The sequence below is a fragment of the Marinobacter subterrani genome (assembly GCF_001045555.1).
GTDB lineage: Bacteria > Pseudomonadota > Gammaproteobacteria > Pseudomonadales > Oleiphilaceae > Marinobacter > Marinobacter subterrani.
The window spans coordinates 2,920,568-2,946,083 of the sequence record NZ_LFBU01000001.1 but is presented as its reverse complement, the minus strand read 5'-3'; the positions used below and the strand labels follow the sequence as shown (position 1 = coordinate 2,946,083).

The window sequence follows — 25,516 nt, the reverse complement described above, 5'->3', positions numbered from 1 at the left end:
ACCCCTTACTCCACGTTGCGGGAGTAGAAAATCTCCAGCATTTCCCGGCGCAGCCGGTCCTCGATGGACTGGGCTTCCTGCGCACCGAGATCGCTGGCATTGACGCCGAACACGTAGTTATCAAGGTTGAAGTTCTTCAACATCATCTTGGTGTGGAACATATTTTCCTGGTACACGTTCACGTCGATCATCTGGTACGAGTTCTGGGTGTCCTCGGTCAGATAGTTCTGGATCGAGTTGATGTCGTGATCGATGTAGTGCTTGGTGCCGTCCACGTCACGGGTGAAGCCCCGAACCCGGTAGTCCACGGTGACCACATCCGAGTCAAAACTGTGGATCAGGTAGTTCAGCACCTTCAGGGGTGAAATCAGCCCGCAGGTGGACACGTCGATGTCGGCCCTGAATGTGCTTACGCCATCGTGCGGATGGCTTTCCGGGTAGGTGTGGACGGTTACGTGGCTTTTGTCCAGGTGCGCCACGATGGTGTCCGGCAGCGGCCCCGGCGATTCTTCGTTATCCGGCTCCTGGCCATTGTTGAGCTCATGCTCCGCGATCAGCATGGTGACCGACGCACCATGGGGCTCGTAATCCTGGCGTGCAATATTGAGGATGTTGGCGCCGATGATCTTGACCACGTCGGACAGGATCTGGGTAAGACGCTCGGCGTTATACATCTCATCGATGTAGTCGATGTACGCCTCGCGTTGCTCTTCGGTCTGCGCGTAACAAATGTCGTAAATGTTGAAGCTCAGGGATTTGGTCAGGTTGTTAAAACCGTGCAGCTGGAGTTTTGATTCCATGCTCAGCCCCTCCGGATCATGGAGATGAATGACTGCAGAGCTGCTTTTGGGCGCTCTGCCGAGGCCGCCACCGACTACTGACCGGGTTGTTCACCTTTTGCGCAGACCGGCGGAGAGGGTGCGTATTATGCACACCGCAAGTGACGTTGAATAGTATTTGCAATGACATTTTAGCATCCGTGACATCCGCTGCATCCGGCCTGCCGACCCTGGCCCCGGGCGGGCCATGGGGCGAATCCGTGAGACCTCTGTGCGCCGGACTATTCGGCCTCGCGAATTTCGTAGCTGTGGGTGATTTCAACGCCGGCCTTTTCAAGCATGATCGACGCCGAGCAATACTTTTCGGCGGAAAGGCTGACCGCCCGTTTGACCAGATTTTCCTTCAACTGGTTACCGGTGACCACGAAGTGCAGGTGAATGCGGGTAAAGACCGCGGGAACGGCATCGGCCCGCTCTGCTTCCAGCTCGGCATGACAGGCCGTCACGTCCTGCCGGCTCTTGCCCAGAATACTCATCACATCGAAAGACGAGCAGCCGCCCAGGCCCATCAGCAGCATTTCCATCGGGCGAGGGCCCAGGTTCTGGCCGCCGTGGTCGGGTGGGCCGTCGAGCTGAACGCTGTGGCCGCTGCCACTGGTGACTTTGAAACTGGCGTTGCCGGTCCAGTCGACGGTTGCTTTCATGAGGTGCTTCTCCCTGGTGGTGGCTCAGGGCCGCTGTAGCCCCTGGCGCTGATCGCGATGCTATGAGGCCGGATGCTAGCACAACTGGCAAGGCGGAGCAGCGGCGAGGCTCGCTCCGGATACATGTTGTATACTCTTTCCGGTTGCCCGAAACCGACCTTCTTGTTATAAGTTGCGCAGATTTGCAAGAAAAAAGAACGAACCCGCACGGAAAGCCGGGTGAATAACAAACAATGGAACCCGCCAGTATTTGAGGAGGCACGACTCGCATTATGGCCACTATCGTCAAGCCGGTTGAGCAGAAAACCAAGCATCTGGATTATTTCCTGTCGCAGTGCCATCGTCGGCGCTATCCCGCCAAGAGTACGATCATTTACGCCGGGGACAAGAGCGACTCCCTGTTTTATATCGTCAAAGGCTCGGTAACCGTCATCATTGAGGATGACGACGGTCGCGAGATGATCATGGCCTATCTCAATGCCGGGGATTTCTTCGGCGAAATGGGGCTGTTCGACAACATGGATTCGCGCAGTGCCTGGGTCAAGGCAAAGACCGAATGCGAAGTGGCCGAGATCAGTTACACCAAGTTCCGGGAGATCGCCCAGCAGGACCCCCGTGTTCTGTATTTCATCGGTGAGCAGATGGCCTCGAGACTGAGGCAGACTACCCGCAAGGTGGGTGATCTGGCGTTCCTGGATGTTACAGGCAGGGTGGCAAGGACTCTGCTGGACCTGTGCAAGGAGCCGGATGCCATGACGCACCCGGATGGCATGCAGATCAAGATCACCCGCCAGGAAATCGGCCGCATCGTCGGCTGTTCCCGAGAGATGGTCGGCCGGGTTCTCAAGACACTGGAGGATCAGGGGCTGGTGCGGGTCAAGGGCAAGACCATGGTGGTTTACGGCACTCGCTGAGCCTGGCCGAGTGCACCCGATACCGCAAAGGCCGCTGATACCAGCGGCCTTTTTGCGTTGGGTCAGTTGACCAGGGCAACGGACTTAATCTGCATCCACACCTTCCTGCCCGGCTCAAGGCCAAGCCGGTCTACCGCCCGGGTGGTGAGCCGAGACAGGAACGGCGTCGGGCCGGCCAAAAGCCGAACCAGGCTGATCCCCGGGTCGACATCCGGATCGATTCGGTCAATGGTTGCCGGCACCAGATTCTGGATGCTCTGGTCGGAATGTTCCACCAGCGCCAGGCTGATATCCCGGGCCAGCACCTGTACCCGCACACTGTCACCCGGGTTTATCCTGTCGTCCCGGCGCAGCCAGAGTTGGCCACCGTCGAAGCTGAACAGGGCCAGATGCCACGGCTCGTCCAGATCCGTGATGTGGCCTTCCAGCAGAACTCCGGCATCACCCTCCAGCCGGAAGGGGTTGTCGGTGCCCGCCAGGGTTTCCCGCAGCGGCCCCTGTGCCACCACCCGGCCCGCTTCCATCATCACGATGTGATCCGCCAGCCGGGCAACCTCCGCGGTGGAATGCGAGACGTAGACGATCGGAATCGCCAGGGTGTCGCGCAGCCGCTCGAGGTACGGAAGGATGTCCTGTTTGCTGGCAAGGTCCAGGGCCGACAGGGGCTCGTCCATCAGCAACAGCTTCGGGCTGGTCAGCAGGGCCCGGGCAATCGCGACGCGTTGTCGTTCACCGCCGGAAAGGCCCGCGGGCATTCGGGCCAGATGAGACTCCAGGCCAAGCCAGCGCACGGCATGGTCGAACCCGATCTTCCGCTCGCGGGCGGGGATGCGCCGGTAGCCGAACTCCAGGTTCTTGCGAACGTTCAGGTGGGGGAACAGGTGGGTTTCCTGGAACACGAGGGCCAGCGGCCGCTGGTGCACGGGGCGGACGATATCGTCAGTCTGCCAGGATTCACCGAACACGGTCATGGTGCCGGAGGCACTCTGCAGGCCCGCCATGCACCGGAGCAGGGTGGTCTTGCCGCAGCCCGAATGCCCGAACAGGGCGGTGATGCCGGTGGCCGGCAGGGTCAGGTCAACATCCAGGTCGAATCCCGGAAAGGCACACTGGAAGCGCGCCCGGATGGTATCGGTCGCAGTCATCCGAGAGCCCTCGAACGGGCCTTGCCGTTTAGCGCGTAAAGGCTCACCAGCACCACAAAGGAGAACACCACCATGCCGGCGGACAGCCAGTGTGCCTGGGTGTATTCCAGGGATTCCACGTGATCGTAGATGGCCACGGATAACACCCGGGTTTCCCCGGGAATGTTGCCGCCGATCATCAGGATCACGCCAAACTCACCGATGGTATGGGCGAAGGTCAGCACCGCGGCGGTCAGGAAGCCGTTGCGGGCCAGCGGCACGGCAACGAACAGGAAGCGGTCCCAGGGCGCGGCACGCAGGGTGGAGGCGACTTCCATGAAACCGTCACCGACGGTTTCGAAGGCGTTCTGCAGGGGCTGAACGGTAAACGGCAGGGAGTAGACGACGGACGCCACCACCAGACCTTCGAAGGTGAAGGGCAGCAGGCCGATCCCCAGTGATTGGGTGGCCTGGCCAACCCAGCCCTCCGGCCCCATGACCAGCAGCAGGTAGAAGCCGAGGACTGTTGGCGGCAGTACCAGAGGCAGGGCAACCACCGCAGCGACTGGCTGCCGCAGCCAGTGCCGGGTGCGGGCCAGCCACCAGGCGATGGGAGTGCCGATCAGCAACAGCAGCAGTGTGGTCATCGTCGCCAGCCTGAGCGTCAGCCAGACCGGATCCCAGTATGTTTCAAACATTAGTCGGCAGTGTCGTACCCATAGTCCCGGATAATGGCGATGGCGGTGTCGGATTTCAGGAAGTCCATCCAGGTCCTGGCCGCTTCATTGCCGGCACCGCGGTTCAACAGGATGGCCTGCTGGTCGATGGGCTGGTAATAGGCCTGGGGCACCTTCCACAATGTGCCTTCGTCGTCGTCCCAGGATTTTACCTGAGACAGGGCGACAAATCCGGCCTGGGCGTTGCCACTGACAACAAACTGAAAGGCCTGGGCGATGGAGTCACCCCGGACCAGCTTGCCCTGCAGGGCCTGCCAGTGGCCCAGGTTTTCCAGAACCTGTTGCGCTGCAAGACCATAGGGGGCGGTTTTCGGATTGGCCATGGCCAGCCTGGCGAAAGGCTGTCGGCTCAGGTAGTCCTCGGCATTTTCGAAGGCGTTCGGGGCCGGGCTCCAGAGCACCAGTTTGCCCCGCGCGTAGGTGAAGCGGGTGCCGGTGACTCCGGCTTGCGCTTGCTCGATCAGCGCCGGCCTGCGGGCGTCCGCAGCCATGAATACATCGTAGGGCGCGCCGTTCCTGATCTGGGCGTACAGCTTGCCGGTTGAGCCGGTGCTGACGATGGCCCGGTGGCCGGTGTCGGCTTCAAAGCGTTCAGCCAGGTCATCGGCGGTCTCGGTGAAGTTGGCAGCGACGCCAAGGCTGACTTCGCCCGCGACAGCCTGGGTCATGGCGACGCCAGACAGAAACAGCATGATGGTCCGGAACAGACAGCGGGTTCTACAGTAACCCATACAACGTCCTTACAGGTTCAATCAATAATGGCTTGGGTCCGGGGTGACATTTCCGGGTGTGCTGCCGTTACGGATGAATCCGGTGCGAAGCACAGAGAATGGAGGTATTCCCACACCTCATACCGGTTGGTCTCGTTGAGCATCTCATGTCGGCCGCCTTCGAACAATCGCAGGGTAACGCTTTGAACGCCGGCTTCGCGAATGGTCTGGAAGTGTTGTCTTACGCCCCGGCCCATTTCACCCACCGGGTCCGCGGTGCCGGAGAACAGGTGCACCGGCAGGTCCTTGCGCCAGGCAGAGGGCGAAATGCCCAGCATCCCGCCGATGAAGTCCCACCACAAACCCACGGTGCAGGCGAACCCGCAGAGGGGATCGGAGATATACCGGTCGACCTGTTCCTGATCCCGGCTCAACCAGTCGGAGCCTGTCCGGTTCGGGCGGAACTGGCGGTTGAACTGCTCAAAGGTCATACGGGTCACCAGCCGGCTCCGGTGTCGCTTGCCGCGAACCAGGCGGATCAGGCCGACCAGGGCCCTGGAGGCGAACAGCTGGCCACGATCAATGCGGTTGGTGGCGCTCAGGATCAGGGTGGCCAGGCTGTCGCCATGTTTCTGGGCATAGCTCTGGGCGATGAACGAGCCCATGCTGTGGCCCAGCAGGTGCAGTGGCAGGCCCGGAAACTGCGAACGGCTGTGTTGGACTACCCGGTGCAGATCGGCGACCACGCGGGCCCAGCCGTTCTGGTCGGCATAGTGCCCGAGGCTTTCGGAAGGCCAGCCGGGGCCGTGGCCCCGATGGTGGAAGGTAACAACCACCATGTCGCGCTGGCTGAGCCATTCGGCCAGTGCCCGGTAACGGTCGCCGTGTTCGGCCATGCCATGGCTGATAACCAGAATGCCGGCAGGCTCCGCCGGAATAAACACAGTGCCGGTTATGGTGTGGCCATCAGGTGCGTTCAGCGTCAGGGGATGTTCGTTCATGGTGCCTGCCCGGGTCCTTGTTATTCTTGTCCGTTGCCGGGCGTTGCCACTCCGGCCGTTTCCATAAATGTCTGAGGCGAGACAATAATCCGCCTGGCTGTGCCATGTCGCGGAACAGGTCCACGGATTCGTGAGTCCAGAGCACAATCAGGCCGCTGTTTTCAATTACGGCCCGCATCATGTCGGTCAAAGCCATAGGGTTCCTGCCGGTTCTTCTGTGCTGCAGGCAACAGTGTGGCATGGAGCCGGTGGAAGTGAGTGTCGGTTTGCGCCAGTCTGGCTGGCGATTTCCGACAAGCCCCCGGTATCAGTTTGCCCGGCGATTGTTTGCGTAAATGGTTTCCAGGGTCTGTAGTTGAGGTTGCCATTGTTCCAGCCAGGCACCGATCTCTTTTGGAATACGCGCCGGCTTGGGCCAGGGCACCGGGTACTCCGGAGGCAGGAACAAGGGAGCAAACAGTGCCGCGGCCGTCAGGTCGGCGCGGGAAAACCGGTCGCCAACCAGGAACGGTTGTTCCCGGTATATGCCCGCCAGTTCAGTCAGCAGCGTCTCCATTACCTGCCGGGATCTGTCCGCGGTTTTGTCATTGATCTGCATCCATTTGCGCATGACTTCGTTAACGCGGCTGAAGGCCAGGCTGAGCAGTATCCGGTTGTAGAAGGGCGTGCCGGCGGCCAGCATGGGCACCACGATTTTGGGCCGCTGCAGAAAGTGGTGGTAGGAATAGCAGCGAATGGCGGGGCCGGCTTCGTCGTCCAGCCGCCGTTCCCAGGCCAGCGCCTGCGCTCGCAGGTCCGGATCGGTCGGCGTCAGGGGGCGCTCGGGAAAAATCTCGTCAAGATAATCCAGAATCCCGGCCGAACCCTGGACGATCCGGCCATCGTGGTCGAGCACCGGAACGGACGAGGCCTGGCCCGTCAGTTTTCGTATGGTTTTTACATGCTGGCCAGGCAGCAGGTTTACGGATTCATAATTGAGCCCTTTAAATTCCAGGGCCCAGCGGATTTTCTCGCAGTAATGGGAAATGGCAAATTGGTATAGTTTCAGCGCCATGGCCTGTCTCCTGAATCAGATTCTCCAGCATACTGGCGGCGGCACGGTTTAAGAAGCCTTGCCGAGGGATTCACGGAAGTTGGCCATAGCGGCTGTTGGGTTTTAAACTGTGCTCATTGATACACATCTTCAAGGGAACTGACCATGTACTCACGACGAGTTTTTACGCTGTCCGTCGTCACCTTCGCCGGGCTCCTTGCCTCTGCCTGCTCCTCCTTGCCGCAAACTCCCCAGCCGGTTTTCGGGGCCTATTCGTGCGGGCAGCTCGAGATTGCCGTATCCGGCGCCGACGACAGTGAATTGATCAGCGTCGATTATCTTGATCGGGGCATTTTGCTGAAGCCGGCGGAGAGTGCCTCGGGCGCCCTGTATGTTGCGCCCGGCGATGAGAAAACCCGATTCTGGAGCAAGGGTGAGCGGGCTACCCTGACCATCCAGGGGCAGACCTATCCCGAGTGTTTGCCACCGGGGGGAGTGGAGATGCCCTTTGAGGCCAGTGGCAACGAGCCCTTCTGGCATGTGACGATTGACGGTGAGGAGCTTTTCCTCACCAGGCCCTACGAACAGGATCAGACCCGACGTATTCCGGTTGAACTGTCCACCGCCAACCGGCACGGCCGGGAATTCGTCGCGACGCTCGAGGATCTGCCCGTAACCCTTGCCGTTGCCCGGCAGTTGTGCGAGAACAGCATGTCGGGTGCCCAGTACCCGGCGCAGGTTCGGCTGACGGTGGGTGGTGAGTCTTTTGCCGGTTGTGGTGGCGACCGGCTGCGCCTCTTCCGGGGCGCGGAATGGGTTGTTGAGGACCTGGCCGGCAGCGGAATCATTGATCGCTCCCGGATTACCATCGAATTTCTTGAGGACAACCGGGTCGCCGGACGTGCCTCCTGCAATCGTTACACCGGTCACTATCGGTTAGGCAGTGAAGGGATCGCCTTTGGGCAGTTGGCGACAACCCGCATGGCCTGTGCGCCGGCGCTGATGGATCAGGAGGTGCGTTTCCTGGAGCTGCTTGGAAAGGTTTCTTCAGTGGCCATCGGGCGACAGGGGGAGCTGCGCCTTTCAACGCCGGGCGGTGACCTGATCCGGGCGTTTCAGTCCGGCCATGAAAGCCCGTAACTGGCCAGAATCTGCTTGATCCGCCCGGAGTCCCTCAGGACTTTCGTTCCTTGTGACAGGCGCTCTGCAAGCTCCATGGACTGGCTTCGGGCGGGCGAAAATGCAATATAAACCGGTGATTTGTGTATTATGACTGCTCTCCTGAGTGCCACGGCATTGCTGTGCTGCGCCAACTGCCATTCCATGACGAAACGGTCTTCCGGGAAGACATCTGACCGGTGCCTGCCCAGAAGCCCGATGGCCCGGCCCAGGGGTGCGGGCCCGGACAGTATCCATACCTTTTTGGGGTCATCGCGATGCCTGTCGATATAGGCATCAAGCTCCGGTGAGTAGGCATAACCATTGATGGCCAGGAGATTGAGCCCCTCCAGCGAGTCGATGCCGCTGTAATGCCAGGTGCTGTCAGGGTGAGTGTAGAGGGCAATTTCTGTATGGCCGGCGGCTTCTTCCGGGAATATGAAGTCCGGCGCATCGCCGGGCAGGGCTCCGACAACACCATCGATATAGCCATCCCGCGCCTGCTGGAGCGCCCGGGCCCAGCTCATATTGATATACTCGACCTCAATGCCAGCCATGGCAAAGGCTTCCCGGGCAATATCGACGATGTAACCCTCACGGTCGGAACCTGCCACGCAGTTATGGGGACACCAGGGATCTGCGGCAATAATGACCTTCCGGGCAGCTTGTGGCGCCACAAGATCCGATTCGGTTGTCATGGCGGCCGTTCCGGGACCCTGCAACGGTGGGTCTTCCGGTTGCGAGCAGGCAACCAGCAGCCAGGCAAAGCACAAAACCAGTATTCTTGGCATGGTCGGGAAACCGGGTTGCCGAAGGAGTCGGCTTTAGCTGAATGATAAACCCTGTCTGGTGTTTTGTAATCCCCCCCCTTAAGGCCGCTATGCCGCGCTTTTACTGCGATCCTGTGAAGCCTGTGTGGGTACCAGTGCAAGGGCGAGATCCTTCATATGGAGGGTGCCCACATGCTCCTCTCGCCTCATTACCCGGAAATTCAGGGACATGTCGCCACCGGACTTGAGGAGCACCGATTCAAGGTTTTCCTTCTCAGAGATGTCACCGGCGTAAGTGGACTCGCCAGAATCCGGGGCGCTCATCACCGAGCGCACCCTGAGCACCCGTGCCCGGTTGATATCACTGATGAAATCGACAATGTAGGGGTCGCCCGGATTGAGCAGGATTTCCTGGGGGTCCCCTTGCTGCACGATTTCGCCGTCCTTGAGGATGACCAGATGATCGGCCAGCTTGAGGGCTTCATCCAGGTCATGGGTGATAAATACGACGGTTTTCTTCAGCTCGTCCTGCAGTTCCAGCAGCAGGTCCTGCATGTCGGAGCGAATCAGCGGGTCCAGGGCTGAAAATGCTTCATCCATCAGCATGATGGGGGCATCGGACACCAGCGCACGGGCTATCCCAACGCGCTGCTGCATTCCACCGGACAACTGGTGCGGGTACTGATGCTCGTTGCCCTCCAGGCCGACCCGCGCCAGCCATTTCCGGGCATCGGCTTCGAAATCGGAAATGGTGTAACCCCGGATATTCTTCGCCATGCCGGCGTTTTCAAGCACCGTCTTGTGGGGCAGGAGTGCGAATTTCTGGAACACCATCGACATGTTTTCCCGGCGCAGCTTGCGCAGCTGGTCCTCGTTGAAACTGAGCACGTCCTCGCCATCGATCCGGATTTCCCCCGCCGTGGGCTCAATCAGCCGGTTCAGATGACGGATCAGGGTCGATTTCCCGGAGCCGGAGAGCCCCATGATCACCGTGATTTCGCCCTCCCGCATGTCGACATTGATATCCCGCAGGCCAAGAACATGCCTCTGCTGCTCCAGCAGGTCGGCCTTGTTCATGCCCTTGCGGACATGTTCGAGCGCCACATCGGGGGTCGGGCCGAAAATCTTGTACAGGTTCTTTATCGAAATCTTTATGTTTTCTGCCATGGGGCGTTCCTCACTGCTTCTGCGAGACATTGATGCGTGCCAGTGACGCCTTGGTTACCCGGTCAAGGATAACCGCCAGGATCACGATGCCCAGGCCGGAAACCAGACCAACGCCGAGTTCCAGGTTGCGTATGCCCCTGAGCACCAGTACGCCAAGCCCGGGGGCGGATACCAGGGATGCAATGACAACCATGGCAAGACTCATCATGATGGTCTGGTTCACCCCGGCCATAATGTTCGGCAGTGCCAGTGGGATCTGGACCTTGTAGAGCTTTTGCCGGGGTGTCATGCCGAAGGCATCGGCGGCTTCAATGACGTCCTTGTCGACCAGCCGGATGCCCAGATTGGTCAAGCGGATCACCGGAACAATGGCGTACAGGATGATCGCGATGCCGTAGAGTTTCGATTCGGTAACGCTGAACAGGAAGATCAGCGGGATCAGGTACACGAACGGAGGTAGCGTCTGCAACATGTCCAGGATGGGTATGGTCATCCGCTGAAGCTTGTCGCTGCGGGCCATGCCAATGCCGATGGGGACCCCGAGCAGAACGCAGAGGAAGGCGCAGACAAGAATGATCGCCAGTGTCTGCATGGCGTAGGCATAGTAATCAATGAATGCCAGCAGAACGATGCTGCCGCCGACAAAAAGCACCAGCTTCCAGGATTTGGTGACCAGGTAAACCACCGCCAGCAACAATGGAATCACAATCCACCAGGGCGTGTTGAGCATGGCGTAAAGCGCACCGTCGAGGAACCAGCTGAGCGGCTGGGTCAATGGATCGAGCACCAGGCTTAGACTGTCCTTGATGGCCAGGAAGCCTTGCTCCAGGCCCTTGGTGAGCTCCCGGGACTGGGGAAAAGCGGCGCAGGATTCGTTCAGGGCGTCCATGGACGGGAACGGCAGTTCCCAGATTGAGGCAGGTTCGGCGCTTTCTCCCTTGGTCTTGTTCAGCAAATCGGCCATCGACATCGGGCCGTCGCTTGCGCCTTGTGAGCACCATTCCTTGAGGCCCAGTGTTGAAAACAGGGAATCGTAGGTTGCCATGGGCGGTCAGTCTCTCCTGCGCATCTGGAATTGGTTCGTGGTTCAGGAAACTGCCCGGGACATGAAAGGAAGAGCGTCCCGGGCGGGGGCAGGCGAATCAGTTTCCGAGAATGGCGGTCAGTTTTTCTCTGGCGGAATCGTTCAGCCAGGTGGACCACTCGTCGCTATAGTTGTTCAGGAAATAGACAGCGGCTTCCTTGCCGGAAGCGTTGTTCTCGTCCTTCCAGGCCAGAATCGAGCTCATGGTGTCGGTTTTGAACGTCAGCTTGCTCAGCATCTTGGCGACTTCCGGCTCGCGCTCTTTGAAGTCGGTGGTCACCGACGTCAGAATCGTTGCCGGCGGGAAGTCGGAGACACCCGGGTTGTCGACATTCTGAGTCTGGTTTCTCTGGTGCACTTCCGGCTTGACCTCGCCGAGATCGACCCGGGTCATGTCATATTTGCCGAGGGGAACTGTGGGCCCCCAGTAGTAACCGAACCAGGGTTCTTTGTTCTGGACCGCGGACGCCATGGACGATGCCAGGGTCTCACCGGAACCATGGTTGAAGACTTCGATGCCGGACTCTTCCAGGTCGAGGGCGCGAATCAGGTTGTCATTGACAACCCGGCAGCCCCATCCGCTCGGGCAGTTGTTGAACATGCCACCGACGAGTTCCGGATTGGCCATCACGCCCTCAATGGTTTTCAGTTCGGGGTGCTTTTCCGCCAGGTAAGTGGGAATCCACCAGCCTTCAACGCCGCCGGGGTCGAGCACCTTGCCCAGCCGCTCTACCTTGCCTTGTTCTTCAAGATTCAGGTAGGCCTCGCCCGCGGAGTTCAGCCAGAGTTCGGTGACAATATCCGGTTCGCCGTTTTCAGCTACCGAGGTCACCGCCGGCACGGTGTCGGAGGGAACAATGGTGACGTCACAGCCGTAACCTTGTTCCATCAGGAACGTGGCCACATTGGTTACCACAGTGTTGGACGCCCAGTTCATCTCGGTGATGGACACTTCTCCGCAATCGGCCAGGGCCGTGGCGGGTATTGATAGCGCGCAAAGCATTGCAGCAGACGTAAGCTTTCGCATAGTCACTTCTCCTTATTCAGGGTTTGTGAGGTTTGGAAGGTCTTTCGGGTACTAAGAGGCCGCAATCCATGCGGATCGGGAAAATCGCGATGTTCGGTTCACAAGTGTGATACGACAAACCAGCGGGTCTCGGTTAATGCGTATCTTTAGGATAACGAACCTGTGCTCAGTTACAAGGATGAATTCAAAATACGTCTTTAATGGAGGCATATTTTCCTGCTCGATGGTCAACAAGCTGTAGCAATTCATGGCTAGACTCCGCTCACCCCAACGCCGGAGATTGTCATGACCGAATTGCGCGACCTGACGCCCCATACTGCCATTGCCAGCGAGCAGGCTGCCCGGGACGGGCGGCAGCGCCGGCTGTTGCGCACCTTCCTGCCGGAGCTGGTGAGCCTCGAGCGAATGCTGGCCGAGGCGCCGGAGCCGATCACCACCCGGGTGGTTGACCGGGTGAACATGAAGGACCTGTCGCTTCCCATCTACCGGGCGGACATCGGCTCATCCCGGCCGGATGTCCCGGTGGTGTTACTGGTGGGTGGCGTGCACGGGCTGGAGCGGATTGGCAGTCAGGTGGTGTTGGCCTGGCTGCAGACCCTGCTGGCCAGGGTCACCTGGGATGAGAATCTGGCTGGCCTGCTTCAGAAAGTACGGATAACGCTGCTGCCCATCCTCAATCCCGGAGGCATGTACCTGAACCAGCGCAGCAACCCCAACGGGGTGGACCTGATGCGCAATGCGCCGATCACCGCCCAGGACCGCAGTGCGTTCCTGCTGGGAGGGCAGCGTTTTTCACCGTGCCTGCCCTGGTACACCGGAGACCCGGAGCAGGGTATGGAGCCGGAAAACCGTGCGCTGGAATCGGTGATCCAGGAGCTGCTGCCCGGGCGACCGTTCAGTGTGGCACTGGACTGCCATTCCGGGTTTGGCATGAAGGATCAGATCTGGTTTCCCTATGCCTACCGGCGGCGGCCGATGCGCCGCATCGCCTCGGTGATGGCCCTGAAACTGATCTGGGAACAGGCCTACCCGAACCACGATTACCGGTTCGAGCCCCAGTCCCGGCATTATCTGACTCACGGCGATTTGTGGGACTACTTCTACAAGCTGGTGAACCGCGAGAACGCCGGGGTCTTCCTGCCACTGACCCTGGAAATGGGTTCCTGGCGCTGGATTCGCAAGCGCCCTCGCCAGTTGCTCAGGCTGCAGGGTTTCTTCAACCCGCTGGTGCCCCACAGGCACAAGCGGGTGTTGCGCAGCCACCTGAGCTGGATCGACTTCCTGGTCAACGCCGCCGCCAGCCATGAGAACTGGTTGCCGGCCCGGGAAGAGGAGTCCATGCTGAGAGAAGCCGCCATCATGCATTGGTATCGGGATTCTCAATAACATGCACTGGATTCTGTTGCGGGGTCTGACACGGGAACAGGCACACTGGGGCAGCTTTGCCACCCGGTTGCGCGATGCTTTTCCGGACGACCGCTTTCACACGGTCGATCTGCCCGGCACAGGAGTGCGTTACCGGGAAGACAGCCCCGCACGGGTCGCCGGGATTTGTAAAAAAGTTCGCGAACAGGTTCGCCACGTTCCCGGCCCACTCAATATCCTGGCGCTTTCCATGGGGGGGATGGTTGCGCTGGATTGGGCCCAGAATGCCATGGAAGGTGAAATCCAGAACCTGATTCTGATCAACACCAGCTCAGGCTTCAGCCCGCCCTGGCAGCGCATGCGCCCGGGCGCCTGGCCCTGGATTCTGAGGCTTCTGGGTCGCCGGGAACTGTTTGACCGGGAGCGGGATCTTCTCAGGCTGACCTCGAACCGAGAGGTTCCGTTAACGCTGGCCAAACAGTGGTACAGCATCCAGCGCCAGCGCCCGGTCAGTTCCCGTAATGCCATCAGGCAGCTAACCGCCGCTGCGCGCTATACGCCGGCGCAGAAGCGCCCGTTGGCCGACGCCCTTGTGCTGGCCAGTCGCGGTGACCGCATCGTGCACTGGCGCTGCAGTGCGGCCCTGGAGGCACGCTGGCAATGGACCCTGAAACTCCACCCCGATGCCGGACATGACCTGCCGCTGGACGAGCCTGACTGGATTATCCAGCAGATCCGCAACTGGCTGCCCCGTTAGCCTGGTTGCTTGACGCAACCGTTCTTTCCGGTCAGTCTTCTGGTTTTCAAACGCCAAAGCCTTCGCTGATTAGCAATGGAGCTGACAACAATGAAGATCTTCGAAACCAGAACCGCCCCCAACCCCCGCCGTGTGCGGATGTTCCTGGCCGAAAAGGGCCTGCTTGATGAAGTGGAATTTGTCGAAATCGACCTGCAGAAGGGCGAAAACCTGACTGCAGAGTTTGTTGCCAGAAATCCGATGAAAAAAGTACCGGTGCTGGAACTGGACGACGGCACCAGCATTGCCGAAACCATGGCCATTTGCCGCTACTTTGAGGAGAGCCACCCGGACACGCCCAGCCTGCTGGGTGACACACCGCTGGAAAAAGCACAGCTCGAACAGTGGCTGCGCTGGGTTGAACTGTTCTTCTTCATGCCCACCGGCATGTGTTTCCAGCACACCACCGGTTATTTCAAGGACCGGATGACCCCGATCAAGGAATGGGGTGAGGAGTGCGGCAAGAATGTCGAGAAGTTCATGCATTTTCTCGACAAGCATCTGACAGGTAAGGAGTACATCTGCTGCGAGCGATTCACCGCGGCGGACATCAATGCCTTCACCACGGTGGCGTTTGCCCGGGTGGTGAACATCCGCATCAAGCCGGAGCAGACCAACCTCCAGGCCTGGTACGACCGCATCAAGGCGCGGCCTTCCGCCCAGGCCTGAGGCACTGGCTCACCGGGGCTGGAGTGTCGCAATGCAGCCGCCAGTCCGGAGCTTTGGCCCTGGCGGATTCCATGGGAAAACTGGTAGACCATGTTGGTTGCCAGAAAAAGCCAGGGGGCAATCACAGCCACTTTTCGCTCCACCGACTGAATATGGGCTTCATAAGCGGATTGCAACTTCTCGGGTACAGTTGGCGGTGAATACAATATCCCGGGAAACTCTGTTGTGGTTTTGGGTATCTATAAATCTGAACTGCATAGCGTTGTTGAGCAATGCCGTAAAGTGCTGCCCCCTCCGGAGTTAGACGCGTCTGTCCCCAGTGGTAGAGGTGCTGTAGCTGAAACGCTAGAATGAACGGCCGCCCGTTCAGGGCCAGACGGTAGCCCACTCTCGTAACAGGTGACCCCTCATGCAACTATCCCCGCGCCTGGAATGCGCTCTGGAAGCAATTGACATAGCCAATCGGGCGGACCCGAACCAGGAACAGGTGGGCGAGCAATGGCTGCCCAAGGAATTTGCCTACAGCCAGCATATGACCCGCTGGCTCTTTGCGCTGGAGCCGGAGCCTTCCGAACGCCTGCAGATTGCCTGCCGGGCCCAGCACATCGAGCGCTGGACCATGCCCCGGAAGGATTATCCCGAAGGGCGCAAGGCTTATTATCAATGGCGCCAGGCCTGCGGACGGATGCACGGCCGGCGAGCCGCCGAGATCATGGCGGGCTGTGGTTATCCCGCGGAGGAGTGCCAGCGGGTGGAAACCATTCTGACCAAGCGGGAGCTGAGGCAGGATGAGGACACTCAACTTCTCGAGGACGTTGCCTGCATGGTGTTCCTTGAGCGCTATTTCGCGGATTTCTACGAGGAAAAGGCGGACTACGACCGGGACAAGTGGTTGCGTATCGTGCGCCGCACATGGGGCAAGATGTCGCCCCGCGGGCATGAGGCGGCGCTCAAGCTGGCGGAGGGGATGCCGGCGCATTTACTGGAGTTGTTGCAGGAGGCTTTGGCCGACCCTGATGTATGATGGGTGCATGTAAGTCGGCGGGCAAGGCTTGCCAAAATACGCTGTGAATACATCCTTGTACGCTCGGCTCCGCCATCCCTGGCTCCGCACGATTTTGGCAAGCCTTGCCCGCCGACTCACCCCATCTGAAGGAGTCAGCCTGCGGGGAAAAACAGCTCCCGTAATTTCTGACCTGGTTCTTCAGCCCGCATGAAAGATTCCCCCACCAGGAAACCGTAAATCCCACGGCCGGTCATGGCGCCCACATCATTCCTGGTCATGATGCCGCTTTCGGTGATGGTCAGGCGGTCTGCGGAAATCCGCTCGTGCAGATCAAAGGTGGTGTCCAGCGACACCTCGAAGGTGTGCAGGTTCCGGTTGTTGATGCCGACCAGAGGGGTCGTCAGCGTCAATGCATCGTCCAGTTCTTCACCATCGTGCACTTCGACCAACACATCCAGCCCGATTTCATGGGCAATGCCTTCCAGTTCCTGCATCTGGTCCCTGGTCAGGCAGGCGGCGATCAGCAGGATGCAGTCGGCGCCGATGGCCCGGCTTTCGTAAACCTGGTAGGGCGCGACCATGAAGTCCTTTCGGATCACCGGCAGGCTACAGGCGTTGCGGGCGGCGACCAGATAGTCCTCGTGGCCCTGGAAGAAGTCTTTGTCGGTGAGCACGGACAAACAGGCGGCGCCGCCGTTCTCGTAACTCTCGGCAATAGCGGCCGGCTCGAACGGATCCCGCAGGATGCCCTTGCTGGGCGAGGCCTTCTTGATTTCGGCGATGACGGCGGGCGTTCCGATTTCAATCCGCGTACGCAAGGCATTCGCGAAGCCTCGCGCCGTCGGCTGGTCTCCCGCCTTGGCCTTTAAGTCGTCGATGCTGACCTTGGTCTTGCGCTCGTCGATTTCTTCCCACTTCCGATCAACAATTTTCCGAAGAATCGTGGGTGTCTTATCCAAATGTCTGTCAGTCATATCAGGCCCGTAAAAAGTATGCGAGAGCTGGTGGGGCGTCCCTTCCGAAACTGTCTGCAGCCATGGATGGCTGCAGCCAAGCCCTACAGGGATGTATTCACGGGCGTGTTTCGGAAGGGACGCCCCACCAGCTCGTCCGGCTGCAATCTCAGCAGGCCGGGATCAAAAACACTGAGAAAAGTCAGCCAACTCGGACATCTTGCCCGCCGCCAGACCAGAACCCATAGCATCCAGTGCCATATCCACGCCTTCTTTCGGCGTCTTCGTTAGGCCCGCCACGTAAATCGCCGCGCCAGCGTTCAGGGCAATCAGATCCCGGGCTTTCTCCGCCATCTCGTCGTGACCACGGCCGAAGGCGGCCCGGATCAGCTTCAGGGATTCCTCCGAGGAGTCCACTGCCAGACCGACCAGCGTCTGACTTTTGATGCCGAGATCCTCGGGTGTGATGTCGTATTCGCTGATCTTGCCGTCTTTCAGTTCGGCCACGTGGGTGGCGCTGGCCAGACTGATTTCATCTAGCCCGTCTTTGGAATGCACCACCATAATATGCTCCGCGCCCAATCGTTGCAGCACCTCCGCCATCGGGCGGCACAATTCCCGGGTGAACACGCCGATCAGTTGGCGTTTCACGCCCGCCGGATTGGTCATCGGGCCGAGAATGTTAAAAATGGTGCGGCAGCCCAGCTCCTTGCGGGGGCCAATGGCATGCTTCATGGCGCCGTGGTGCGCCGGGGCGAACATGAACCCGACCCCGATCTGCTCCACGCAGCGCGCCACCTCCTCCGGTTTCATGTTCAGATTGATACCGGCTTTCTCGATAAGATCCGCGCTTCCGCTCTTGGAGGACACACCCCGGTTGCCATGCTTGGCGACAAAGCCGCCGGCGGCCGCCACCACAAAAGAGGCAGCCGAGGACACGTTGAACAGGTTGGCGCCGTCGCCGCCCGTGCCGACGATATCCACCAGTGGCTCGGCGTTAACGGTGACGCCGGTGGCCAGCTCCCGCATCACTTCGGTGGCGCCGGTGATTTCGTCGATGGTTTCGCTCTTCAGGCGCAACCCCATGAGAAACGCGCCGATCTGCGCGTCCGTGGCCTCGCCGTTCATGACGATGCGCATCACGTCCTTCATTTCCTCCCGGGACAGGTCCAGGTTGGAGGCAATGCGGTTGAGTGCTTCTTTCATGTCCATGTGTCGGCCTCTTATTGGGTTCTCAGAAAGTTGCGCAGCAGCTCGTGGCCCTGTTCGGTCATAATCGACTCTGGATGGAACTGCACGCCCTCGATCGGCAACGTCTTGTGGCGGACTCCCATGATCTCCTCGATGGAGCCATCGTCGTTGCGGGTCCAGGCGGTCACTTCCAGACAGTCGGGCAGGGTGGTCTTGTCGATCACCAGGCTATGGTAGCGGGTGGCCTGCAGTGGATTGCTCAGGCCCCGGAACACGCCCGTGTCCTTGTGGAACACCGGGGACACCTTGCCATGCATCACGCGGCCGGCGCGGATGATGTCGCCGCCGTAGACCTGGCCGATGGCCTGGTGGCCCAGGCAGATGCCCAGGATCGGCAGCTTGCCGGCGAAATGCCGGATGGCGTCCATGGAGATGCCTGCCTCATTGGGCGTGCAGGGGCCGGGAGAAATTACCAGGCGCTCCGGGTTCAGGGCTTCAATCTGTTCGATGGTGATTTCATCGTTCCGGTAAACCTGCACGTCCGCGCCCAGTTCGGCCAGATACTGCACCACGTTGTAGGTGAAGGAATCGTAGTTATCGATCATCAGCAACATAATCTTTTCCTCCGCCTCAGTGGTCGAAATCGTTGTAGGTCATGGCCACCGCGCGGAAGATGGCGCGGCCCTTGTTCATGGTTTCCTTCCACTCGAGGCGGGGTACCGAATCGGCCACCACGCCGGCGCCGGCCTGGATGTGCAGGGTGTTGTCCTTGATCACCGCAGTGCGGATGGCGATGGCGGTATCCATGTTGCCGTTGAACGACAGATAGCCCACGGCGCCGCCGTAAACCCCGCGCTTGACCGGTTCCAGCTCGTCGATGATTTCCATGGCCCGGATCTTGGGTGCACCGCTGAGGGTGCCGGCGGGCAGGGTGGCGCGCAGCACGTCCAGGCAACTGGTGTTGTCTTTGAGCCGACCGGTGACGTTGGAGACAATGTGCATCACGTGCGAGTAGCGCTCCACGATCATCTTGTCGGTCAGCCGGACCGTGCCGGTTTCCGACACCCGGCCGGCGTCGTTGCGGCCCAGGTCGATCAGCATAAGGTGCTCGGCAATTTCTTTCGGGTCGGCCAGCAATTCGGCTTCCAGGGCGTTATCTTCGGCATCGGTGGCGCCGCGCTTGCGGGTACCGGCGATGGGCCGCACGGTCACTTCCTCATCCTCCACCCGGGCCAGGATTTCCGGGGACGAGCCGACAATGTGGAAGTCCTCCAGGTCCAGGAAGTACATGTAGGGCGACGGGTTCAGCACCCGCAGGGACCGGTACAAGTTGAGCGGCGGCGCCTCGAACGGAATCGACATACGCTGGGAAATCACCGTCTGCATGACATCGCCGTCCAGCACGTAGCCCTTGATCTTGTCCACCGCGGCTTCGAACCTGTCCTGGGTGAAGCCGGAGATGAAGTCGCTTTCGTCCACGGTTTTGCCGCGCAGGTGTTCGGGGGTGCGGGGGGCATCGACGGTTTGCCGGTGCAACCGGTTTTCCAGCTCATCAATGCGGGCCTGGGCCTGTTCGAACGCGCCTTCGACCGACGGATCGGCATGCACAATCAGATGCAGTTTGCCCCGCAGGTTGTCGAACACCACGATCTCGTTGGACACCATCAGCAGGATGTCCGGGGTGCCGATTTTGTCCGGCGGGCAGCTCTTGCGCAGACGTTTCTCGATATAGCGCACGGTGTCGTAGCCGAAGTAACCCACCAGGCCACCGTTGAACCGGGGCAGTGTGTCCAGGTCCGGCGCATGGAAGCGTTTCTGGTAGGCCTCAACAAAAGCCAGGGGATCGTCCACCTCTTCCGCCTCGACAAGCTCGCCGCCGCGGCTGATTTCCACGCGGTGGTCAAAGACCTTCAGCACTTCGTGGCTGGGCAGACCGATAATGGAGTAACGGCCCCATTTCTCCCCGCCCTGAACGGATTCAAACAGGTAGGAGTATGGCCCGCTGGCCAGTTTGAGGTAAGTGCTCAGGGGTGTGTCGAGGTCGGCCAGCACCTCGCGGTACACGGGGATACGGTTGAAGCCGGCGCTGGCGAGCTCGGAGAATTGCTCGGGTGTCATGGTACGGTTTCCTGAAATCTGATCTGCATTGTGGACGAAAGCCTGTACTTTCATCAGGTGCTGCGGTCTCGACAGGCAGGTGCCAGTCAGCCGCCGGGCTAGCTCAGCCGGTGCGCCATCGCCACCATCGTGTTGCGCGGGTGGTCAGGATGCCGCGCGCTGCGATCAGATTCAGTCCCTGCACGGCAGGAATCTCCCGTAAAGAAGTGCTCAATGTAAGTTCCTTGTGAGATTACAAAAGCTCGGCCAGCGAATCAACAACTGCGTCGGCGCCGAGCGTATCGACCGAAGGGCCATAGTTGTAACCGTAGCGGACCGCCACGCAGGGAATGCCGGCGGCCAGGGCGGCGTTAATGTCCGTTGCCGAATCGCCCACCATTACCGTGGTGCCGCGGGTTCCGCCCAGCGCCTCCATGGCATGGAGCAACGGCGCCGGATCGGGTTTTTTCACCGGCAGGGTGTCGCCGCCAAGGCTCAGGTCGAACCAGTGCTCGAGGCCCATCTGCTTGAGCAGGGGCGCAACAAACTGTTCCGGTTTGTTGGTCACCACACCGAGCCGGCAACCCTGGTTCTTCAGGTGGGTCAGGCAGGCTTCAACACCGGCGTAGACTACCGAGTGCCGGCCGTTGATCTGGCCATAGGCGTGGTAGAAGATCGCCAGGGCATCCTGGAACAGGGCGTCGTCTTTGGGTCGTGCCGGCTCCCAATCCACCTGTCCGGCCAGGGCACGGCGCACCAGAATGCCCGCACCATTGCCGACCCATTGCCTTACCCGGTCAATGCCGGCCGGGGACCGGCCCAGGTGTTCCAGCATCTGATCGACCGCGGCTGCCAGATCCGGCGCGCTGTCCACCAGAGTGCCGTCCAGGTCGAACAGGGCAACACCGGGCCATCGGGTATTGAACAGACCTTTGAGACTCATCCGCCAATGACCTTCCGGGCCTGCTCCAGCTCGTCGCGCATGGCGTCGATGGTCGCCTTGTAGTCGTCGGTGTTGAAGATGGCGGAACCGGCCACAAAGGTGTCGGCACCCGCTTCGGCGATTTCCCGGATGTTGTCGGTTTTGACGCCGCCGTCGATTTCCAGCCGGATGTTGTAGTTGCTGGCATCGATGCGGCGGCGGGCTTCCCGCAGCTTGTCCAGGGTGCCGGGAATGAACTTCTGGCCGCCGAAGCCCGGGTTGACCGACATCAGCAGCACCATGTCCAGCTTGTCCATCACATGATCCATGTAATGCAGCGGTGTCGCGGGGTTGAACACCAGGCCGGCCTGGCAGCCACCCTCACGGATCAACTGCAGAGAACGATCGATATGGTTGGATGCTTCCGGGTGGAAGGTGATGTAGCTGGCGCCGGTATCAATGAACATGCGGATCAGGTCGTCCACCGGCGAGACCATCAGGTGGACATCGATAGGCGCTGTCACGCCGTGTTTGCGCAGGGCCTCACATACCATGGGGCCGATGGTCAGGTTGGGAACGTAGTGATTGTCCATCACATCGAAGTGCACCACATCGGCACCGGCGGCCAGGACGTTATCGACTTCTTCGCCCAGGCGGGCAAAATCGGCGGACAGGATGGATGGGGCAATCAGGTAAGGGTTCATGACGGCTCTCTCACAACAATGGATAATGGCGTGGTCAGCGGTCCCTGCCGCAAAGTCAAAGCGAGTGCTAGTCTAACAGCTCGGCCGTGTTTTTCGCAGTCAAAGGGTCAGGAACTGTGCTTGGAATCGAGGTTTGTGGATATCCCCGGAGGCGGCTCTTTGCGGCCGCTGTGTTACTTGCCGTGGCGCTGCCAGCGCTTTCCCAGGAACAAAAGCCGACGGAGCAGGCGCCGGAGCCGTCAGCTACGGGCGCGGAAACCGGCAATCGCCCCCTGGCCTCGACAGGCACCGGTGAGCGAGGGCTGAGCCAGACCTTTCCTGAGGCTTCGGTCTGGCTGGAGCTTGAAGACGGCGGTCGCGCCCTGGGTCTGTATTACCCTGAGGCCCGCTTGCCGGCCCGGGGTGCGGTGGTGGTTCTGGCCGACGAGGGCGACACCGCGGCCTCCGGGTTGGCCGGTTCGCTGGCCAGGGCATTGGCTTCGCGGGGGTGGGCGGTTCTGGCGCTTGGTCTGGAGGCGCCGTCTCCCGCCCTGCAGCGGATACTGGCCAGGCCCGTGGCAGGCGCGCCGGAGTCCGGGCCGGATGCGAAGGGGGCGCCTGCCGAATCCGTGATGATCGATGTGGTTGAGCCGGAAAAGGCCGATGATCTGGAAGCCCGCTACCGCAACCGGATCAGCCAGGGCCTGGAGGCAGGGCTGGCGGAGCTGGTCAAGCGGGGCTACGAGCGCCCGGCACTGCTGGGGATTGGTCAGGCGAGTATCTATGTGGCCGGCCGAGTCCTGGACGGCGCGAACGCGTCGGCCCTGATCTGGGTCGCCCCCCGGTTCTATCCGGTTGATCGCGCGGATTTGCCGGAGCGATTGGCGTCGCTCGGCACCCCCCTGCTGGATCTTCATCCGGTAGATTCAGGGCGCGGCGCGCCCGGTTGGAGCCCCGGTGAAAGGCTCCTTCGGGCAGGCGTTGAGAGCTACCAGCAACAGCCGATCCCCTGGCTCAGTCCGCCATCGGCAACCCTGGGTGATGTTATCGCCAGCCGCGCTGCGGCCTGGCTGGAATCCCTCTGAAATAGGGCTCAACTGGCCGTGTGGTGGCGTTTTATCAGTTCCCAGGCCTGTTGATACGTCAGCAGGCGCTCCTTGGCCAGCTCTTTCTCACTGGCACTGACCTGCAACTGTGCCAGCTTGTCGGGATGGCATTCGGACACTCTTTTCCGGTAGGCCCGTTTGATGATTTCCAGGGAGTCCCGCCGGGTAACGCCCAACACCTCACAGGCCTGCTGGTAGCTGGTTGGCCTGGCGACGCTTGTGGTATGCCTTGCCCACACCTTGCTGGCGTAGCTGTCAAAAATATCGTCGCTGATACTGACCGGCAGGCCAATCTGATCGATGGCATCCTCGCAGCGGTAGCGCCGGGGCTTGCCGGGGCGGCCATTGAGCTGGGTGGCGTGGCACAGGCAGATGGCGGTTTTCAGAGCCGGCGCCGGCCAGGGCCTGCGGGACAGCCTCAGGGCAAGGCCGCGGATAAACGGCAGTTGCCCGGCCGCCTTGCCTTGCTGAAACCAGCCGATAGCGCGCCGACGCTGGCGTCCCGAGAGCTTCATGGCCTTGATCAGGGATTCGGCGTGGCCAATATCGGCTTCGGTGACCCGCCCGTCGGCTCTGGCAATGTAACCCAGGAAAAAGAACAGGGGGCGCCGGCACCAGCGGGGAAGCCGGGCCCGCTCGATCAGCGCCGGTGCCTGGTGGCCACAGGCCGAGAGTTCCCGCATCAGGCTGGCAAACTCGGCCTCTAGCCGGGCCGGCAGTTCGGGGTGTTTGTTCGTGCCTGCCATGGTATCAGTGCTCCCTGTCGCACAGTTGCCGGTCCAGCGCCGTGAGCCGTTGAGGGGCCCCCACGTCTACCCACTGGCCCGAGTGATAGAGGCCTGCCACGCGGCCCCTGCCCATGGCCTTGCGCAGCACAGGCCCGAGTTTGCCTGCCTGATCGGTCAGGCCGTCAAACAGCCGGCGGTGCAACAGGCTGATGCCGGTGAAGGTCAGCAGTTCGGGGCCGGATTCCGCCAGTCGGCTTTCCGGGCCCAGGCAAAAATCACCCCCGGGGTGGTGGCTTGGGTTATCGGTGACCACCAGCAAGGCATCTGACTGTGCCGGTGGTACCAGCTTCGCCAGATCGAAGTCGCTCCAGATGTCGCCGTTGATCACCAGGAACCAGTCGGATTCGCCCTCGGTGAGCAGGGGAAGAGCGCGGACAATCCCCCCGGCGGTCTCGAGCGGCTCACCTTCCCGGGAATAGCGCAGGGACAGGCCAAAGTGCTCACCATTGCCCAGGGTTTCCTCGATCTGGTCGCCCAGCCAGGCGAGATTGATGACGACCTCGCCGAAGCCGGCCCGGCGCAGGTGCTCAAGATGATGCACGATCAGCGGCTTGCCGCCAGCGCAAAGCAGCGGCTTGGGCGTGGTCAGGGTCAGCGGCCGCATGCGTTCACCTTTGCCCGCCGCGAGAATCATGGCTTTCACGGAAGTGAGCGCTCCCGGGGCTGCCTCGGCGCCGGGCCGATAGTTGCCTCGATAAGCGGCATGACCCGGTCGCTGAGCCACTCGTGAAAATGCCGCAAGGCCGGCTGCCGGCTGCTGGCCAGGATCAGGTAGTGGACCGTGCGCGGGATATCCTTCAGGTACCCGTGTTTGCCATCCCGGATGGACAGCCGGGCGAAAATCCCGGCGGCCTTGAGATGGCGCTGCATGCCCATCAGCTCAAACCACTGCCGGAAGGTTTCCGGGTCTGCCCGGTGCAGTCCGGCCTCCAGGCTGCTCTGGCGAAATGCCTCCAGCCAGCCGCAGATGCGGCCTTCCGGCCACTGGATATAGCAATCCTTGAGCAGTGAAACCACGTCGTAGGTCACCGGCCCGGTGACCGCGTCCTGAAAATCGATCACCCCGGGGCGGGCCTCGCCCGGACGCACCAGCAGGTTGCGGGAGTGATAGTCCCGGTGGACGGTGACTTCCGGCTGGGCGAGGGCGCTTTCCCGGAGCATGGCAAATGTCGTGTCCAGCAGGGCTCTTTCACTGTTCTCCAGACTCATCCCCAACTGCTGCTCCAGCAACCAGTCCGGGAACAGTGCCATCTCCCGCTCAAGCAGGGTGGTGTCGTAGGGCGGTAATGGGTAGTCGGCGGGTGAGGTCTGCCGGGCGATCCGGGTCAGTTCCTCGAGGGCATTCCGGTAAAGCCGGTCGGCGGAGTCATCGTTCAGTTGTCCGAGCATCAGGCTGTCACCGAAATCTTCCAGCAACAGAAAGCCCTGGTCGAGGTCTGCCTGGACAACGTCCGGTACCGCCACGCCTTGCCTGTGCCAGTGTCGGGCGATGGCGACGAAGGGTCCGCAATCCTCGTGCTCCGGCGGCGCATCCATCACGATGAAAGGCCTGTGCCCGTGGGCGCCCGCCTGTTGCCAGACCCGAAAATAACGGCGAAAACTGGCATCGCCGGAAACCGGTTCGGCCTTACATAGCTCAAAGCCGGGAAACTGTCTGATCCAGTGGGTCAGCAACTGCAGGCGGGTGTCCATAGTTCGGGGCGCGATCCTTTAAGGTTAAATTGTTGCTGAC

Annotated in this window: 28 protein-coding genes; 7 read left to right on the top strand and 21 right to left on the bottom strand. The window is 60.8% G+C overall.

Annotated features, from left to right (window positions below):
• Positions 1-5 precede the first annotated feature (5 nt).
• Together speD and msub_RS13760 are read right to left on the bottom strand one after the other, a co-directional pair.
• The gene (gene speD, locus msub_RS13765; protein ID WP_048496534.1) at positions 6-800 is read right to left on the bottom strand and encodes an adenosylmethionine decarboxylase; all 795 of its coding nucleotides are present in this window, start codon (positions 798-800) and stop codon (positions 6-8) included.
• 260 nt (positions 801-1,060) lie between these two features.
• A complete protein-coding gene (locus msub_RS13760; protein WP_048496533.1) occupies positions 1,061-1,483 on the bottom strand; it encodes an OsmC family protein in 423 nt (140 codons plus the stop codon).
• A gap of 272 nt (positions 1,484-1,755) precedes the next feature.
• On the opposite strand from msub_RS13760, the gene crp reads away from it, so the two are divergent.
• Positions 1,756-2,397 carry a cAMP-activated global transcriptional regulator CRP gene (gene crp / locus msub_RS13755; RefSeq protein WP_007153756.1) on the top strand — a complete coding sequence of 214 codons (642 nt, stop codon included), beginning with the start codon at positions 1,756-1,758 and terminating at the stop codon, positions 2,395-2,397.
• 62 nt (positions 2,398-2,459) lie between these two features.
• Here crp and modC read toward each other — a convergent pair whose 3' ends face one another.
• The 6 genes from modC to msub_RS13730 form a co-directional block, all read right to left on the bottom strand.
• A complete protein-coding gene (modC, locus tag msub_RS13750; RefSeq protein ID WP_048496532.1) occupies positions 2,460-3,542 on the bottom strand; it encodes a molybdenum ABC transporter ATP-binding protein in 1,083 nt (360 codons plus the stop codon).
• Positions 3,539-4,219, bottom strand: a complete 681-nt coding sequence (modB, locus tag msub_RS13745) for a molybdate ABC transporter permease subunit (RefSeq protein WP_048496531.1) — start codon at positions 4,217-4,219, stop codon at positions 3,539-3,541. The genes modC and modB overlap by 4 nt, the downstream gene beginning before the upstream one ends.
• Complete coding sequence (gene modA, locus msub_RS13740) at positions 4,219-4,950, bottom strand: molybdate ABC transporter substrate-binding protein (protein ID WP_048497128.1); 732 nt, start codon at positions 4,948-4,950, stop codon at positions 4,219-4,221. The genes modB and modA overlap by 1 nt, the downstream gene beginning before the upstream one ends.
• Positions 4,951-5,006: 56 nt before the next feature.
• A complete protein-coding gene (locus msub_RS13735) occupies positions 5,007-5,969 on the bottom strand; it encodes an alpha/beta hydrolase (RefSeq protein ID WP_048496530.1) in 963 nt (320 codons plus the stop codon).
• Positions 5,935-6,165 carry a hypothetical protein gene (locus msub_RS21225; RefSeq protein WP_227506732.1) on the bottom strand — a complete coding sequence of 77 codons (231 nt, stop codon included), beginning with the start codon at positions 6,163-6,165 and terminating at the stop codon, positions 5,935-5,937. The genes msub_RS13735 and msub_RS21225 overlap by 35 nt, the downstream gene beginning before the upstream one ends.
• Positions 6,166-6,276: 111 nt before the next feature.
• Positions 6,277-7,023 carry a glutathione S-transferase family protein gene (locus msub_RS13730; protein WP_048496529.1) on the bottom strand — a complete coding sequence of 249 codons (747 nt, stop codon included), beginning with the start codon at positions 7,021-7,023 and terminating at the stop codon, positions 6,277-6,279.
• Positions 7,024-7,167: 144 nt separating this feature from the next.
• Here msub_RS13730 and msub_RS13725 point away from each other — a divergent pair, with 144 nt between their 5' ends.
• Positions 7,168-8,142 carry an META domain-containing protein gene (locus tag msub_RS13725; protein WP_048496528.1) on the top strand — a complete coding sequence of 325 codons (975 nt, stop codon included), beginning with the start codon at positions 7,168-7,170 and terminating at the stop codon, positions 8,140-8,142.
• On the opposite strand, the gene msub_RS13720 is transcribed toward msub_RS13725, so the two are convergent.
• The 4 genes from msub_RS13720 to msub_RS13705 form a co-directional block, all read right to left on the bottom strand.
• Complete coding sequence (locus tag msub_RS13720; protein WP_227506731.1) at positions 8,118-8,858, bottom strand: substrate-binding periplasmic protein; 741 nt, start codon at positions 8,856-8,858, stop codon at positions 8,118-8,120. The genes msub_RS13725 and msub_RS13720 overlap by 25 nt on opposite strands.
• A 180-nt stretch (positions 8,859-9,038) precedes the next feature.
• On the bottom strand, positions 9,039-10,097 hold the full coding sequence (locus msub_RS13715) for a betaine/proline/choline family ABC transporter ATP-binding protein (protein ID WP_048496526.1): 1,059 nt from the start codon (positions 10,095-10,097) through the stop codon (positions 9,039-9,041).
• 10 nt (positions 10,098-10,107) lie between these two features.
• On the bottom strand, positions 10,108-11,142 hold the full coding sequence (locus tag msub_RS13710) for an ABC transporter permease (RefSeq protein ID WP_048496525.1): 1,035 nt from the start codon (positions 11,140-11,142) through the stop codon (positions 10,108-10,110).
• Between the two features lie 97 nt (positions 11,143-11,239).
• Positions 11,240-12,208 carry an ABC transporter substrate-binding protein gene (locus msub_RS13705; RefSeq protein WP_048496524.1) on the bottom strand — a complete coding sequence of 323 codons (969 nt, stop codon included), beginning with the start codon at positions 12,206-12,208 and terminating at the stop codon, positions 11,240-11,242.
• Positions 12,209-12,493: 285 nt separating this feature from the next.
• Here msub_RS13705 and msub_RS13700 point away from each other — a divergent pair, with 285 nt between their 5' ends.
• From msub_RS13700 to msub_RS13685, 4 genes are all read left to right on the top strand, one after another.
• Positions 12,494-13,594 carry a M14 family zinc carboxypeptidase gene (locus tag msub_RS13700; RefSeq protein WP_048496523.1) on the top strand — a complete coding sequence of 367 codons (1,101 nt, stop codon included), beginning with the start codon at positions 12,494-12,496 and terminating at the stop codon, positions 13,592-13,594.
• A 1-nt stretch (position 13,595) separates the two neighbouring features.
• The gene (locus msub_RS13695) at positions 13,596-14,330 is read left to right on the top strand and encodes an alpha/beta fold hydrolase (RefSeq protein WP_048496522.1); all 735 of its coding nucleotides are present in this window, start codon (positions 13,596-13,598) and stop codon (positions 14,328-14,330) included.
• A 90-nt stretch (positions 14,331-14,420) separates the two neighbouring features.
• Positions 14,421-15,038, top strand: a complete 618-nt coding sequence (locus msub_RS13690) for a glutathione S-transferase family protein (protein ID WP_048496521.1) — start codon at positions 14,421-14,423, stop codon at positions 15,036-15,038.
• 409 nt (positions 15,039-15,447) lie between these two features.
• Complete coding sequence (locus msub_RS13685; protein ID WP_048496520.1) at positions 15,448-16,062, top strand: DUF4202 domain-containing protein; 615 nt, start codon at positions 15,448-15,450, stop codon at positions 16,060-16,062.
• 134 nt (positions 16,063-16,196) lie between these two features.
• On the opposite strand, the gene trpC is transcribed toward msub_RS13685, so the two are convergent.
• The 6 genes from trpC to rpe all read right to left on the bottom strand — a co-directional run bounded on the left by trpC (position 16,197) and on the right by rpe (position 21,911).
• The gene (trpC, locus tag msub_RS13680) at positions 16,197-17,018 is read right to left on the bottom strand and encodes an indole-3-glycerol phosphate synthase TrpC (protein ID WP_048496519.1); all 822 of its coding nucleotides are present in this window, start codon (positions 17,016-17,018) and stop codon (positions 16,197-16,199) included.
• Between the two features lie 162 nt (positions 17,019-17,180).
• Positions 17,181-18,209: an anthranilate phosphoribosyltransferase gene (trpD, locus tag msub_RS13675; protein ID WP_048496518.1), complete on the bottom strand. Its 1,029-nt coding sequence runs from the start codon at positions 18,207-18,209 to the stop codon at positions 17,181-17,183.
• A gap of 11 nt (positions 18,210-18,220) precedes the next feature.
• A complete protein-coding gene (locus msub_RS13670) occupies positions 18,221-18,802 on the bottom strand; it encodes an aminodeoxychorismate/anthranilate synthase component II (RefSeq protein WP_048496517.1) in 582 nt (193 codons plus the stop codon).
• 16 nt (positions 18,803-18,818) lie between these two features.
• Positions 18,819-20,306, bottom strand: coding sequence for an anthranilate synthase component I (gene trpE / locus msub_RS13665; protein ID WP_048496516.1), 1,488 nt, complete (start codon positions 20,304-20,306; stop codon positions 18,819-18,821).
• Between the two features lie 232 nt (positions 20,307-20,538).
• Positions 20,539-21,228 (bottom strand): phosphoglycolate phosphatase, encoded by a 690-nt coding sequence (locus tag msub_RS13660; RefSeq protein WP_048496515.1) that lies wholly within the window; start codon positions 21,226-21,228, stop codon positions 20,539-20,541.
• Positions 21,225-21,911: a ribulose-phosphate 3-epimerase gene (gene rpe, locus msub_RS13655; protein ID WP_048496514.1), complete on the bottom strand. Its 687-nt coding sequence runs from the start codon at positions 21,909-21,911 to the stop codon at positions 21,225-21,227. Before rpe ends, msub_RS13660 begins: the two co-directional genes overlap by 4 nt.
• A 116-nt stretch (positions 21,912-22,027) precedes the next feature.
• On the opposite strand from rpe, the gene msub_RS13650 reads away from it, so the two are divergent.
• Positions 22,028-22,975, top strand: a complete 948-nt coding sequence (locus msub_RS13650) for a DUF3530 family protein (protein ID WP_227506729.1) — start codon at positions 22,028-22,030, stop codon at positions 22,973-22,975.
• Between the two features lie 8 nt (positions 22,976-22,983).
• Here the strand turns inward: msub_RS13650 and msub_RS13645 are convergent, their stop codons facing one another.
• Genes msub_RS13645 through msub_RS13635 form a run of 3 tightly spaced genes read right to left on the bottom strand, consistent with a single transcriptional unit; the run spans position 22,984 to position 25,476 of the window.
• Positions 22,984-23,742 carry a DnaJ domain-containing protein gene (locus msub_RS13645; protein ID WP_048496513.1) on the bottom strand — a complete coding sequence of 253 codons (759 nt, stop codon included), beginning with the start codon at positions 23,740-23,742 and terminating at the stop codon, positions 22,984-22,986.
• A 4-nt stretch (positions 23,743-23,746) separates the two neighbouring features.
• The gene (murU, locus tag msub_RS13640; protein WP_048496512.1) at positions 23,747-24,427 is read right to left on the bottom strand and encodes an N-acetylmuramate alpha-1-phosphate uridylyltransferase MurU; all 681 of its coding nucleotides are present in this window, start codon (positions 24,425-24,427) and stop codon (positions 23,747-23,749) included.
• Positions 24,424-25,476, bottom strand: coding sequence for an aminoglycoside phosphotransferase family protein (locus tag msub_RS13635; protein ID WP_048496511.1), 1,053 nt, complete (start codon positions 25,474-25,476; stop codon positions 24,424-24,426). The genes murU and msub_RS13635 overlap by 4 nt, the downstream gene beginning before the upstream one ends.
• Positions 25,477-25,516 lie beyond the last annotated feature (40 nt).

What these genes read in the sequence shown, in the direction of transcription:
- speD (WP_048496534.1), bottom strand. Translation starts at nt 800, where the DNA reads ATGGAATCAAAACTCCAGCTGCACGGTTTTAACAACCTGACCAAATCC.
- msub_RS13760 (WP_048496533.1), bottom strand. Translation starts at nt 1,483, where the DNA reads ATGAAAGCAACCGTCGACTGGACCGGCAACGCCAGTTTCAAAGTCACC.
- crp (WP_007153756.1), top strand. Translation starts at nt 1,756, where the DNA reads ATGGCCACTATCGTCAAGCCGGTTGAGCAGAAAACCAAGCATCTGGAT.
- modC (WP_048496532.1), bottom strand. Translation starts at nt 3,542, where the DNA reads ATGACTGCGACCGATACCATCCGGGCGCGCTTCCAGTGTGCCTTTCCG.
- modB (WP_048496531.1), bottom strand. Translation starts at nt 4,219, where the DNA reads ATGTTTGAAACATACTGGGATCCGGTCTGGCTGACGCTCAGGCTGGCG.
- modA (WP_048497128.1), bottom strand. Translation starts at nt 4,950, where the DNA reads ATGCTGTTTCTGTCTGGCGTCGCCATGACCCAGGCTGTCGCGGGCGAA.
- msub_RS13735 (WP_048496530.1), bottom strand. Translation starts at nt 5,969, where the DNA reads ATGAACGAACATCCCCTGACGCTGAACGCACCTGATGGCCACACCATA.
- msub_RS21225 (WP_227506732.1), bottom strand. Translation starts at nt 6,165, where the DNA reads ATGGCTTTGACCGACATGATGCGGGCCGTAATTGAAAACAGCGGCCTG.
- msub_RS13730 (WP_048496529.1), bottom strand. Translation starts at nt 7,023, where the DNA reads ATGGCGCTGAAACTATACCAATTTGCCATTTCCCATTACTGCGAGAAA.
- msub_RS13725 (WP_048496528.1), top strand. Translation starts at nt 7,168, where the DNA reads ATGTACTCACGACGAGTTTTTACGCTGTCCGTCGTCACCTTCGCCGGG.
- msub_RS13720 (WP_227506731.1), bottom strand. Translation starts at nt 8,858, where the DNA reads ATGACAACCGAATCGGATCTTGTGGCGCCACAAGCTGCCCGGAAGGTC.
- msub_RS13715 (WP_048496526.1), bottom strand. Translation starts at nt 10,097, where the DNA reads ATGGCAGAAAACATAAAGATTTCGATAAAGAACCTGTACAAGATTTTC.
- msub_RS13710 (WP_048496525.1), bottom strand. Translation starts at nt 11,142, where the DNA reads ATGGCAACCTACGATTCCCTGTTTTCAACACTGGGCCTCAAGGAATGG.
- msub_RS13705 (WP_048496524.1), bottom strand. Translation starts at nt 12,208, where the DNA reads ATGCGAAAGCTTACGTCTGCTGCAATGCTTTGCGCGCTATCAATACCC.
- msub_RS13700 (WP_048496523.1), top strand. Translation starts at nt 12,494, where the DNA reads ATGACCGAATTGCGCGACCTGACGCCCCATACTGCCATTGCCAGCGAG.
- msub_RS13695 (WP_048496522.1), top strand. Translation starts at nt 13,596, where the DNA reads ATGCACTGGATTCTGTTGCGGGGTCTGACACGGGAACAGGCACACTGG.
- msub_RS13690 (WP_048496521.1), top strand. Translation starts at nt 14,421, where the DNA reads ATGAAGATCTTCGAAACCAGAACCGCCCCCAACCCCCGCCGTGTGCGG.
- msub_RS13685 (WP_048496520.1), top strand. Translation starts at nt 15,448, where the DNA reads ATGCAACTATCCCCGCGCCTGGAATGCGCTCTGGAAGCAATTGACATA.
- trpC (WP_048496519.1), bottom strand. Translation starts at nt 17,018, where the DNA reads ATGACTGACAGACATTTGGATAAGACACCCACGATTCTTCGGAAAATT.
- trpD (WP_048496518.1), bottom strand. Translation starts at nt 18,209, where the DNA reads ATGGACATGAAAGAAGCACTCAACCGCATTGCCTCCAACCTGGACCTG.
- msub_RS13670 (WP_048496517.1), bottom strand. Translation starts at nt 18,802, where the DNA reads ATGTTGCTGATGATCGATAACTACGATTCCTTCACCTACAACGTGGTG.
- trpE (WP_048496516.1), bottom strand. Translation starts at nt 20,306, where the DNA reads ATGACACCCGAGCAATTCTCCGAGCTCGCCAGCGCCGGCTTCAACCGT.
- msub_RS13660 (WP_048496515.1), bottom strand. Translation starts at nt 21,228, where the DNA reads ATGAGTCTCAAAGGTCTGTTCAATACCCGATGGCCCGGTGTTGCCCTG.
- rpe (WP_048496514.1), bottom strand. Translation starts at nt 21,911, where the DNA reads ATGAACCCTTACCTGATTGCCCCATCCATCCTGTCCGCCGATTTTGCC.
- msub_RS13645 (WP_048496513.1), bottom strand. Translation starts at nt 23,742, where the DNA reads ATGGCAGGCACGAACAAACACCCCGAACTGCCGGCCCGGCTAGAGGCC.
- msub_RS13635 (WP_048496511.1), bottom strand. Translation starts at nt 25,476, where the DNA reads ATGGACACCCGCCTGCAGTTGCTGACCCACTGGATCAGACAGTTTCCC.